The following is an 11,429-nucleotide window of genomic DNA, read 5'->3' on the forward strand; positions in this document are numbered from 1 at the left end:
AGCTCACTTCTGCTGCTGCGGCAGCAACGCGCTGGCGTTGGGGCCGACGCCGTAGTGGCCCGCCTTGCTGTCGGAGAACTGCTCGTGCAGCGCCAGCGCGGCGGCGACCTGCCCCTGCACCGTCTCCGCGTTGTCCACGGTCGAGATGGTCTTGGCGAGGGTGGCGTCGTCGCGTACCTCGATCATGAGGTTGCCCTCGCCGCCGAGCACACCGCCGACGACCGCGACACCGGCGTGGTCGAACTGCACCGCGGTGGTGACCACGGAGGCGTTCTTGCCCGCCGCCTGGCTGTCGGTGTACGGCGAGCCGCTGACCAGCACGACCGCCTCGGCCGGGCCGGACACGGCGCCGCTGGTGGTCAGGTAGCCGAGCTTGCTGTACGCGGCGAGCACCGCGGCGCGGTCCGGCGCGGGCACGGCCGGACTGCGGTCGAGCAGCACCGCGGCCAGCAGCGCGCTGGAGGACTCGACGCCGTCGCTGTTGGCCGGGATCGCGGTGGTCGGCACGCTGGCCGGCTCGGCCTTGTTCTCCAGGTCGAGCAGCTCGACGCTGTTGTCCGGGTTGAAGAACTTGTCGGTCAGCTCGACCGTGCCGGCGATCTTGGCGCCCGCGGTCTTGAGGATGCTCTCGACGCCCTCGACCTGGTCCCGGCCCGAGGGCAGCACCAGCAGCAGCACGCGGCGGTTGCCGAGCTTGCCGTTCAGCATGATCGGCGCGGCCTCGGTGACGAACTGCTCCTCGCGGTTGGCCTGGTCACGCAGTCCCGTGACCTGGTCACGCAGCTGCGAGTTGGTCGCGCGCAGCGCATTGACGTTCTTCTCGAGGGCGTCGGCCGCTGGGCCGTTGAGCGCGGCGGTCCCCACCACCAGCCCGATTGCCAGCGCCAGGAACACCGCCGTCATGGACACCACGTGGTACCTAAAGTTGATCACGTCAGAGCCTCTTGATCGTCCGGGTTCCTAGAACAGCCGCTGCAGGTGGAACATCACGTCGTCCCACCACTCCGCGGCCAGCGACAGGTAGGCCTTGCCGACCGTGGACACGGCGACGGCCGCGGCCATCGCCGCAATGGCGGACAATACCAGCAAAAGCAACGAGGAACCTGAAATGCTCTGCCGGTAGAGCCGGCTCACACCCTTGGCGTCGACCAGCTTGCCGCCCACCCGCAGGCGGGTGAGGAACGTCGAAGCCATACCCCCGCGGCCCTTGTCCAGAAACTCGACCAGCGTCGCGTGGGTGCCGACCGCCACGATCAGGGTCGCGCCCTTCTCGTCGGCCAGCAGCATCGCGATGTCCTCGCTCGTCGCCGCCGCCGGAAAGGTGATCCCGGACACACCGAGCTGGTGCACCCGGTCCAGGCCCGGGGCCCGGCCGTCGGGATAGGCGTGCACGACCACCTCGGCGCCACAACGCAGCACGTCGTCGGTGACCGAGTCCATGTCGCCGATGATCATGTCGGGCGTGTAACCCGCCTCGACCAGCGCGTCCGCGCCGCCGTCCACACCGATCAGCACCGGCTTGAACTCGCGGATGTACGGCCGCAGCACGTCCAGGTCGGCCTTGTAGTCGTAGCCGCGCACCACGATCAGGCAGTGCCGGCCGGAGATCTGGGTCTTGATCTCGGGCACGCCGACACCGTCGAGCAGCAGCTCCCGCTCCTGCTTGAGGTACTCCATGGTGTTCGCGGCGAACGCCTCCAGCTGCACCGACAGGCCCTCGCGGGCGTCGAGCATGGCCTTGGAGATGGAGTCGGCGTCCTGGCGCACTCCGTGCGCCACCGGCTCACCGCGCACGAAGACGGTGTTGCCCTCGACCCGGACCGAGTCGCCCTCGCGGATCTGCTGGAACACCCCCTCGCCGAGATCGTCGAGCAGGGTGATGCCGGCCTCGACCAGCACCTGGGGACCTAGGTTGGGGTAGCGGCCCGAGATGGAGGGCTTGGCGTTGAGCACCGCCGCCACCCCCACGGCCACCAGGGAGTCGGCGGCGACCCGGTCGATGTCGACGTGATCGATCACGGCGATCTCGCCAGGGCGCAGGCGACCGACCAGACGTTTGGTCCGGCGGTCGAGCCGTGCGGTGCCGGTCAGGATCCCCGGTTCGGCGGGCCGGGTCCGGCGCAAGGTGGGAAGACGCATCGCAGCCATCCTGGCATGTCAGTCCGGTATTGGCGCGTACGACACCCCTTGATCGGCCCAAACGGGCCGAATTGTGATGTCCGAAACCTCGCGCGAACTCAACGGTAACCGCATCGCGCCGCAAGCGCCGACCTCCATGATCGACCTTTACAGTGAGGCGCGTGATCTACCTCATGCTCGCCGGAGCCATCCTCGCCGAAGTCATCGCCACGGTGTGCCTGCGGGCGTCTGCCGGCTTCACCAAGGCGCTGCCGTCCGTGGTGGTGGTCGTGGGCTACGTCACGGCCTTCGTGCTCCTGAGCCAGGTCCTCAAGCGCGGCATGGCACTGGGACTGGCGTACGGCATCTGGGCGGGCATCGGCGTGGCCCTGGTCGCCCTGGCCGGGGTGGTCTTCTTCCAGGACCGCTTCAGCTGGCTCCAGGTCGTCGGCCTGGTCCTCGTCGCGGCCGGCGTGGTCGCCCTCGAACTCGGCCAGCAGCACTGACCCCCGCCCCGACGCTCAGACGCGGACGAAGGCGGTGCGCGCCACGGGTGTGGGGCGCACCGCCCTCGGCGGTGGTACGGGCTCAGGCGGCGCGTTCGCGGGCCGCGACGGCCAGCAGCTCCTCGGCGTGGGCGATGCCCAGATCGGAGTCGGGCAGGCCGGCCAGCATGCGGGCCAGTTCACGGGCCCGCTCGGTCTCCTCGACGACGCGCACGCCGCTGGTGGTGATCGCCCCGCCGGTATCCTTGGCCACCACCAGGTGGCGGTCGGCGAACGCGGCGACCTGCGGCAGGTGCGTGACGACCAGCACCTGGTGGTTGCGGGCCAGCCGGGCCAGCCGGCGTCCGATCTCCACCGCGGCGCGGCCGCCGACACCCGAGTCGACCTCGTCGAAGACCAGCGTCGGCGGGCCGCCGACACCGGCGAAGACGACCTCGATGGCGAGCATCACCCGGGACAGCTCACCTCCGGACGCGCCCTTCTGCAGCGGCAGCGCCGGCGCGCCGGGGTGCGCCAGCAGGCGCAGCTCGATGTCGTCGGCGCCGTCGGGGGTGATCCCGGACCCGACCCCGTCGACGACCAGGCTGATGTCGCCGGCCGGGCGCGGCACGACCAGCACCGAGATGCGGGAGTGCGGCATGGCCAGGCCCGCCAGTTCGACGGTCACCTTGTCGGCGAAGAGCCCGGCGGCCTCCATCCGCGCCGCGCGCAGCTTCGCGGCGAGCTCGGCGACCTCACCGGCGAGCCGGTTCATCTCCCGCTCGAGCTCGTCGAGCAGCTCGTCGGAGGTGTCCAGCGCGGCCAGGCGGGCCTTGGCGTTGTCGGCCCAGGCGATGACGCCGTCGACGTCGTCGGCGTACTTGCGGGTCAGCGAGCGCAGCGCGGCGCGGCGCTCGTAGATCTGCTGCAGCCGGGCCGGGTCGGCGTCCAGGCTGGCCAGATACGTCGACAGCTCCACGGAGACGTCGCCGAGCAGCGACGCCGCCTCCTCCAGGCGGGCGGCGTACTCCCCCAGCTTCGCGTCCACCGTGGACTGCGACTCCAGGGTGCGCCGGGCGGTGCCGACCAGGCTGGTCGCGTCCTCGCTGTCGGTCTCGCCGCCGCCCGCGATGGCCTGGTGCGCGATGTGCGCGGCGGTGCGCAGGCCCTCGGCGTGCTCCAGGCGCTGGGCCTCGGCCCGCAGCTCCTCGTCCTCACCGGCCTGCGGGTCCACCCGCGTGATCTCGTCGAGGCCGAGGCGCAGCAGGTCTGCCTCCTGGGCGCGGGTGCGCGCGTTGGCGCGACGGTCGGCGAGGTCCTCGGCCACGGCCCGCCAGCGGCCGAACAGCTCCTTGAACTCCACCAGCAGCTTCTCGTGCTCCGGACCGGCGAACCGGTCCAGCGCGCCGCGCTGCTCCGACGGCCGCAGCAGGCGCAGCTGGTCGGACTGCCCGTGCACCGCGACGACCTGCTCACCGACGTCGCTGAGCAGCGACACCGGCACGGTCCGGCCGCCCACGTGGGCCTTGGACCGGCCCTCGACGGTGACGGTGCGGCTCATCAGCAGCGTCCCGTCGTCGTCGCCCTCGGCTCCGGCCTCGGCCACTCGGGCGGCCACGGCACTGGCCGCGTTGCCCGTCAGCCGCAGCCGGCCTTCGACGGTGGCGCGGCCGGGCTCGGCCCGCACCCGGCCGGCGTCGGCACGCCCGCCGAACAGCAGCCCCAGCCCGGTGACGACCATGGTCTTGCCGGCACCGGTCTCACCGGTGATGACATTCATGCCACGGGTCAGCGGGAGGGTGGTGTCCTCGATCACGCCGAGACCGGTGATACGCAACTCTTCCAGCACAGCAGATGACAGTAGCCCGCCCCTCCGACAGTGTCACGCCGGGCCGCCGTGGCCTGTGCCGACGACTGCGGTAACACGCTGCGTCCACCCGGTGAACGACCCGGTCGCCGCCGGCGGCAAACCGACCGGTGGCGACGCCGGGTCGCCCGTCAGTGGCCGGTCGCGTGCCGCTGGCCGTGCGTGCGCCAACCCTCCACGGGCAGGCCGAACTTGGCCACCAGCCGGTCGGTGAACGGCCGCGGCCGCAGCCGCGCCACCCGCACCGGCAGCGCGCCGCGACGCACCGTGACCTGCGCGCCCGGCGGCAGCGCGAACACCCGGCGACCGTCGCAGCTCATCAGCGCGTGCTCGGTGTACGGGTCGATGGTGATCTGGATCGTCGAGTCCGGCGCGGTGACCAGCGGGCGGCTGAACAGCGCGTGCGCGCTGATCGGCACCAGCAGCAGCGCCTCCACCTGAGGCCACACCACGGGCCCGCCCGCCGAGAACGCGTACGCCGTCGAACCGGTCGGGGTGGCGCACACCACACCGTCGCAGCCGTAGCGCGACAGCGGGCGACCGTCCACATCGACCAGCAGTTCGAGCATGCGCTCGCGGCTGCCCTTCTCGACGCTGACCTCGTTGAGCGCCCAGGACTCGGCGATGACCTCGCCGGCCAGCTCCGCGGTGACGTCGATGGTGAGCCGCTCCTCGACGCTGTACTCGCGCGCGACCACGTCGCGCACGGCCGAGTCCAGGTCGGCGATCTCGGCCTCGGCCAGGAACCCGACCTTGCCCAGGTTGATGCCCAGCAGCGGGGCCCCCTCCGGGCGCGCCAGCTCCGCCGCGCGCAGCAGGGTGCCGTCACCGCCCAGCGCGAACACGATCTCCGCGCCCTGAGCGGCGCACGCGCCCGAGATCGGGGTCACCCCCGACAGGTCCAGGTCTTCGGCCTCCTCGGCCACCACCCGCACGCTGAACCCCGCCGCGATCAGGTCCCGCGCCACGGTGCGGGCGTGATCGGTGGAGTCCTTCCGGCCGGTATGGGTGACCAGCAGCGCCACGCGCTCCGTCATTCAGTCAGTCCTCAGGGTCGGAAACGTTCGGCACCCCAGCCTCCACCACGGCGCGGATGTCGTCCACCGCGGGGGCGGGCGCGTCACGCCGGAACCATACGAAGAACTCCACGTTGCCCGACGGCCCGGGCAGCGGGCTCGCGGTCACCCCGGCCACGCCCAGCCCGAGCGTGCCCGCGGCGGCGGCGACGTCCAGCACCGCCTCGGCCCGCAGCGCCGGATCGCGCACCACGCCGCCGGTGCCGACGCGCTCCTTGCCGACCTCGAACTGCGGCTTCACCATCAGCACCAGGTCGCCGTCGGTGCACGCGGCCAGCGCGGGCAGCACCAGGCGCAGCGAGATGAACGACAGGTCGGCCACCGTCAGGCCGACCACGCCGCCGATCGTCTCCGGGACGAGCGTGCGCACGTTGGTGCGCTCGTGCACCTTCACCCGCTCGTCGGTGCGCAGCGACCAGGCCAGCTGGCCGTAGCCCACGTCCACGGCGACGACCTCGGCGGCGCCGTTGCGCAGCAGCACGTCGGTGAAGCCGCCGGTCGACGCGCCCGCGTCCAGGCAGCGGCGGCCGGCCACGACCAGCCCGTGCGGCGTGAACGCGGCCAGCGCCCCGGCCAGCTTGTGACCGCCCCGGGAGACGTAGTCGTCACCGGTGGACTCACCGACGACGCGCACCGCGTCGGCCGGGTCGACCATGGCCGCGGCCTTGTGCGCCACGGAGCCCTTGACCTCGACCCGGCCCGCGGCGATGAGCTCGCCGGCCTGCTCGCGCGAGCGGGCCAGCCCGCGACGGACCAGCTCCGCGTCCAGGCGCGTACGACGTGCCATGTGCGTCAGGCCTCGATCGCGGTCAGGACTTCCCGCAACGTCTTGTGCGCCGCCTCGTACGCCGCCAGCTGCTCGGCCAGCGGCAGGTCGGCGGCGTTGGCCACCGCCCGGACCGCGGCGTCCACCGCGTGGTGGCCGGTCGGTCCGGGCATGAGCGTCGCCGGTGTCGGCATCGGACGCGGCGTCGGCACCGACGGCGAGAACGACAGCGGCAGCTGCGGTGAGGTCACGCGGTGGCCGCCTTACGGGCGGGGGCCTTCTTGGCCGTGGTCTTCTTGGCGGGAGCCTTCTTCGCGGCCACCGGGACGTCGGCGGCGGAGCTGAACGCGACCGGGGCCACCGGCTCCGGGCCGCCCGAGGTCGCCTTGGCGACGGCCTCGATCGCGGTGGCGGCGTCCACCCCGGCGGCGGCCTTGCCGGCCACTGCCTTCGCGGTCTTCTTCGCCACGGCCTTGGCCGGCTTGCGGGCCGCCGCGGCACCCTTGATCGGGGTCTCCTGGGACGGCTCGGCCTTCGCCGCGGGCGCCTTCTTCGCGGGCGCGGCCTTCACCACGGGCGCGGCCTTCTTGACCCGCTTGGCGACCGCAGCCGGCGTGGTCGTGACCGGCTCCACGGGCGCGGCCGCGGGCTCGGCGGCCTTCGCCGGAGCAGTCGCCTTCGCCGGAGCGACCGCCTTCTTGGCGATCGCCTTCTTCGCCACCGGCGCGGGCGCGACCACCGGGCTCGCGGCGGCGGAGGAGCCGTTGGTCGTGGACGCGGGCCGGTCGGCCTTCGCCTCGCGCAGCTCGGCTTCGAGGTCCTCGATGCGGGCGGTCAGCGTGGCGACCTCCTCGGCGGTGGCCAGACCGACCCGGCCGAGGGCGCGGTCGAGCTCCAGGCGCACGATGCGGGTGATCGCCTCACGGTTCTGCAGCCCCGTGGTGACCAGTTCCTCCGCCATGGTCTGCAGCTGCGCCGCCGTCGCGCCGCTCTTGCCGAGCAGCTCCTTGGCCGCCTTCTTGACGGTCTTCTCCGCCTTCTTCTTCGACGCCTCGGTCAGCCCGAAGGCCAGCTCGAGGTACGCCTTAACCACGTCCTGCATCGGTTCGCCCGACTTGCTCGCCACAGCGGTCACCACCTCTCGTCTGATGCCCGGTATGGGACACCACAGGCGTCCCGTACCGTTCCGCGGACCAACGCTACAGGGCCGGGACTGTGGGTGCCGTGAAGAGGCCCCCCAGATCCGCCGCCACGTACGTCGGCCGCAGCGCGCCGCTCGCCGCGGCCGCCTCGACCGCCGTGGAGACACCGGTCAGCACCAGCAGGCTGTCCATTCCGGCCCGATGCGCACCGGCGATGTCGGTGTCCAGCCGGTCGCCGACGACCAGCACCCGGCGCGCGGACGCCTGCGCCGCCGCCGTCGCGAACAGGCCCGGCTCGGGCTTGCCCACCACCACGTCGGGCTCCCGCTCCAGCGCGTGGGCCAGCAGCGCGACCAGGGAACCGTTGCCCGGCAACGGCCCGCGCAGCGTCGGCAGGGTCCGGTCGGTGTTGGTGGCCACCCACCATGCTCCGGCCCGGATCGCCACGCACGCCTCCGCCAGCTGCTTCCAGCCGAGATCCGGGCCGAAGCCCTGGACGACCGCGCGAGGGTTGTCGTCGGCGCTGTCCACCGGCCGCAGCCCGACGTCGGTCACCTCGCCGCGCAGCGCGGGCGCACCCAGCACCAGCACCGGCGCGCCCGGCTCCAGCCGCTGCGCCAGCAGCGCCGCGGCCGCACCGGCCGAGGTCAGCACCTCCTGCGGCTGCGCCGCGATGCCCATGCCCCGCAGCAGCGCCGCGACCTCGGCCGCCCGCCGCGAGGCGTTGTTCGTCGCGAAGCGCACGGGCAATCCCTGATCCCTCAGGCGTGCCAACGCATCGACCGCCCCGGGAATGGGGCGGTCGATGAGGTAAAGCACGCCGTCGAGATCGAATATGACCAGGTCATAGTTCTCGACGAGCGATGTCACTTGTCTGCTTCCGCCTTCGTGGCAGGGGCCTCGTCGGCAGCGGCCGTGGGCTTCTCGTCGAAGTCCTCGAGGTCGTCGTCGTCCTCGTCGGCGCCGCCGTCACGGCCCTCGTCTTCATCGTCGTCGTCGTCGTCATCGTCGTCGAGGTCGTCCTCGTCGTCTTCATCGTCTTCGTCGAGGTCGTCCTCATCGTCTTCGTCGTAGTCCTCGCCGTCGACGTCGTCATCATCCTCGTCGTCGTCGTCGGAGTCGGAGTCGGAGTCGGAGTCGGCCTCAGCCGAGGCGGCACGCGCACGGTCGGCGTGCTCCTCGTCCCCCTCGTCCTCGTCCTCGATCTCGACGCCGTCCAGCTCGAGCAGCCGCTCGGCCGCGTCGGTCACCGCGTCGGAGTCGGCTGCGGCCGCCTTGGCGAACCACTCCCGCGCCTCCTCGGTGCGCCCCGACGCCAGCAGCGAGTCGGCGTACGCGTACCGCAGCCGCGGCGACCAGTCCTCGTCGGACTCCACGGTCAGCTCGCGCACCTGCAGCATCGCCGCGGCGGCCTCGTGCTGACCCATGTCCCCACGGGCACCCGCCGCCACGATCAGCAGCTCCAGCGCCTCGCCCTGGCTCAGCTTGTCGCGCTCGACACCGCGGAACAGGTCGATCGCCTTCTCCGGACGGCCCAGCGCGCGCTCGCAGTCGGCCAGCACGGCCAGGTGCGTCTGACGCCCGGTCATCCGGTGGTACGTGCGGATCTCCGCGATCGCGCTCGCCCAGTCGCCCGTCTGGTACGCGGCCAGACCGACCGCTTCGCGGACCACCGCGATGCGCGACGCCAGCCGGCGGGCGGCCAGCGCGTGCTCCAGCGCCTTCTCCGGGTCGTCGTCGATCAGCTGACCGGTCGCGACCAGGTGCCGGGCGACGGTGTCCGCGACCGGCTTGGCCAGCGACAGCAGCTCGGCGCGCACCTCGTTGTCGAGGTCCGCGGCCGTGATGCTCTCCGGCAGCTCGGGGCCGGGGCGACCCGTACCCTCGAATTCGCGGGCCTGGTCGCCCTCACGGCCCTCGGTGGACCGCTCACGGTCGCCACCGCGGACGCCGCCCTCACGGCGGTCGGCACCGGCACGGTCCCGGTCACCGCCGCGGAAACCACCCTCACGGGGGGCGCCGCGGTCGTCGCCGTCACGGCGGAAGCCGCCGCGGTCGCCACCGGCACGCTCGCCGGCACCGCTGCGGAAACCGCCCTCACGACGGTCGCCGTACGCGGGACGGTCGCCGCCGCCGGAGAACCCGGCACGGTCGCCGCCACCGGAACGGAAGCCGCCCTCGCGGCTGCCACCGGCACGGTCGCCGCCACTGGGACGGTCACTGCGGAAGCCGCCCTCACGGCTGCCACCGGCACGGTCGCCACCGGAACGGTCCCGGTCACCGCCACGGAAACCACCCTCACGGCTGCCACCAGTGCGGTCGCCGAACCCGCCGCTGCGGTAGCCGCCGCGGTCGTCGGACGGGCGGCGGAAGCCGCCTTCACGGCTGCCACCGGCACGGTCGCCGCCACTGCGGAAGCCACCTTCACGGCTGCCACCGGTGCGGTCGCCACCACCGGAGCGGAAGCCGCCCTCGCGAGTGCCACCGGAACGGTCGCCGTAGCTCGGACGGTCGCCACCGGTGCGGTCGCCGCCACTGCGGAAACCACCCTCACGACGCTCGCCGCCACCGAAACGCTCACGGTCACCGCCGCTGCGGAAACCGCCCTCACGGCTGCCACCGGAACGGTCGCCATAGCTCGGACGGTCGCCACCGGAACGGAAACCACCCTCACGGCTGCCACCGGCACGGTCGCCGCCACTGCGGAAGCCACCTTCACGGCTGCCACCGGCGCGGTCGCCGCCACTGGGACGGTCACTGCGGAAGCCGCCCTCACGACGGTCGCCACCGCTGCGGAAGCCGCCTTCGCGGCTGCCACCGGAACGGTCGCCGTAGCTCGGACGGTCGCCACCGGTGCGGTCGCCGCCACTGCGGAAACCACCCTCACGACGCTCGCCGCCACCGAAACGCTCACGATCGCCACCGCTGCGGAAACCGCCCTCACGGCTGCCACCGGAACGGTCGCCGTAGCTCGGACGGTCGCCACCGGAACGGAAGCCACCCTCACGGCTGCCGCCGGTACGGTCCCCGCCACCGGAGCGGAAGCCACCCTCGCGGCTGCCACCGGCACCGCCGCCACTGCGGAAACCACCCTCGCGGCTGCCACCGGAACGGTCGCCGTAGCTCGGACGGTCGCCACCGGAACGGAAGCCACCCTCACGGCTGCCGCCGGCACGGTCCCCGCCACCGGAGCGGAAGCCACCCTCGCGGCTGCCACCGGCACCGCCACCGCTGCGGAAGCCGCCACGGTCACCGCCGGTGCGGTCGCCCGCACTGCGGAAGCCACCCTCGCGGCTGCCACCGGAACGGTCGCCATAGCTCGGACGGTCGCCGCCACCGCGGGAGAACCCACCACGGTCGGCACCACCAGAACGGAAACCACCCTCACGGCTGCCACCGGCACGGTCGCCATAGCTCGGACGGTCGCCACCGCGGGAGGACCCACCACGGTCGCCACCGGCGCGATCCCGGTCACCGCCACGGAATCCGCCGCGGTCACCACCGGTGCGGTCGCCGGCACTGCGGAAACCGCCGCGCTCGTCACCGCCGCTACGGGGCGCGCCGCGCTCACCGGCACCGGCGCCGCGCGGCTTCTCGTAGCCGCCGTCGAAACCACGGGCGCGGTCGCCGTCGCGCCGGAAACCTTCACGCTTGCCATGGGAACGGTCGTACCCGCCCCTCTCGGAGCGAGACCCGCCGCCTCCGCGGCCGGCCTGGCCGGACGAGTCTTGTCCGGGCTTGTCGTTGGAACTCGAGTTCACGGGTACATCCTTCCTGATGCTGCCGGAAATCGGCGGCACAACGCATACGAGGGCCTACCCCTGGCGGGGAGGCCCTCGTATGGAACGTTTGTCCGGCGGCGTCCTACTCTCCCACAACGTCCCCGTTGCAGTACCATCGGCGCTGGAGGGCTTAGCTTCCGGGTTCGGAATGTTACCGGGCGTTTCCCCTCCGCCATGGCCGCCGTAACTCTAT

9 protein-coding genes, 1 rRNA gene and 1 pseudogene are annotated in these 11,429 nt (G+C 72.8%); 1 reads left to right on the forward strand and 10 read right to left on the reverse strand.

All coding sequences use genetic code 11. The annotated features are described in order from the left end of the window. Nucleotides 1-3: 3 nt before the first annotated feature. Nucleotides 4-933 (reverse strand): copper transporter, encoded by a 930-nt coding sequence (locus F9C41_RS38525; RefSeq protein ID WP_155391789.1) that lies wholly within the window; start codon nt 931-933, stop codon nt 4-6. Between the two features lie 27 nt (nt 934-960). Beyond that, nucleotides 961-2,139 (reverse strand): putative cytokinetic ring protein SteA, encoded by a 1,179-nt coding sequence (gene steA / locus F9C41_RS38530; RefSeq protein ID WP_155391790.1) that lies wholly within the window; start codon nt 2,137-2,139, stop codon nt 961-963. 161 nt (nt 2,140-2,300) lie between these two features. On the opposite strand from steA, the gene F9C41_RS38535 reads away from it, so the two are divergent. Next, the gene (locus tag F9C41_RS38535; protein WP_155391791.1) at nt 2,301-2,624 is read left to right on the forward strand and encodes a DMT family transporter; all 324 of its coding nucleotides are present in this window, start codon (nt 2,301-2,303) and stop codon (nt 2,622-2,624) included. A gap of 82 nt (nt 2,625-2,706) precedes the next feature. Here the strand turns inward: F9C41_RS38535 and recN are convergent, their stop codons facing one another. From recN to rrf, 8 genes and pseudogenes are all read right to left on the reverse strand, one after another. Then, nucleotides 2,707-4,452 (reverse strand): DNA repair protein RecN, encoded by a 1,746-nt coding sequence (gene recN, locus F9C41_RS38540; protein WP_155391792.1) that lies wholly within the window; start codon nt 4,450-4,452, stop codon nt 2,707-2,709. A gap of 149 nt (nt 4,453-4,601) precedes the next feature. Further along, nucleotides 4,602-5,507, reverse strand: coding sequence for an NAD kinase (locus F9C41_RS38545; RefSeq protein WP_155391793.1), 906 nt, complete (start codon nt 5,505-5,507; stop codon nt 4,602-4,604). Between the two features lie 4 nt (nt 5,508-5,511). Beyond that, nucleotides 5,512-6,333 carry a TlyA family RNA methyltransferase gene (locus tag F9C41_RS38550; protein ID WP_155391794.1) on the reverse strand — a complete coding sequence of 274 codons (822 nt, stop codon included), beginning with the start codon at nt 6,331-6,333 and terminating at the stop codon, nt 5,512-5,514. A 5-nt stretch (nt 6,334-6,338) separates the two neighbouring features. Further along, nucleotides 6,339-6,563 (reverse strand): hypothetical protein, encoded by a 225-nt coding sequence (locus tag F9C41_RS38555; protein ID WP_120320145.1) that lies wholly within the window; start codon nt 6,561-6,563, stop codon nt 6,339-6,341. Beyond that, on the reverse strand, nt 6,560-7,447 hold the full coding sequence (locus tag F9C41_RS38560; RefSeq protein WP_230690329.1) for a phasin family protein: 888 nt from the start codon (nt 7,445-7,447) through the stop codon (nt 6,560-6,562). Before F9C41_RS38560 ends, F9C41_RS38555 begins: the two co-directional genes overlap by 4 nt. 76 nt (nt 7,448-7,523) lie before the next feature. Continuing rightward, nucleotides 7,524-8,324, reverse strand: a pseudogene (locus tag F9C41_RS38565) (HAD-IIA family hydrolase); the annotation flags it as partial. Further along, a complete protein-coding gene (locus F9C41_RS40950) occupies nt 8,321-9,262 on the reverse strand; it encodes a Replicase polyprotein 1ab (protein ID WP_230690336.1) in 942 nt (313 codons plus the stop codon). The pseudogene F9C41_RS38565 and the gene F9C41_RS40950, both read right to left, overlap by 4 nt. Before the next feature lie 2,043 nt (nt 9,263-11,305). Beyond that, nucleotides 11,306-11,422: ribosomal RNA gene (gene rrf, locus F9C41_RS38575) — 5S ribosomal RNA — on the reverse strand. Nucleotides 11,423-11,429 lie beyond the last annotated feature (7 nt).

Source organism: Catellatospora paridis (genome assembly GCF_009720365.1).
Classification (GTDB): Bacteria; Actinomycetota; Actinomycetes; order Mycobacteriales; family Micromonosporaceae; genus Catellatospora; species Catellatospora paridis.

What these genes read in the sequence shown, in the direction of transcription:
- steA (WP_155391790.1), bottom strand. Translation starts at nt 2,139, where the DNA reads ATGCGTCTTCCCACCTTGCGCCGGACCCGGCCCGCCGAACCGGGGATC.
- F9C41_RS38545 (WP_155391793.1), bottom strand. Translation starts at nt 5,507, where the DNA reads ATGACGGAGCGCGTGGCGCTGCTGGTCACCCATACCGGCCGGAAGGAC.
- F9C41_RS38550 (WP_155391794.1), bottom strand. Translation starts at nt 6,333, where the DNA reads ATGGCACGTCGTACGCGCCTGGACGCGGAGCTGGTCCGTCGCGGGCTG.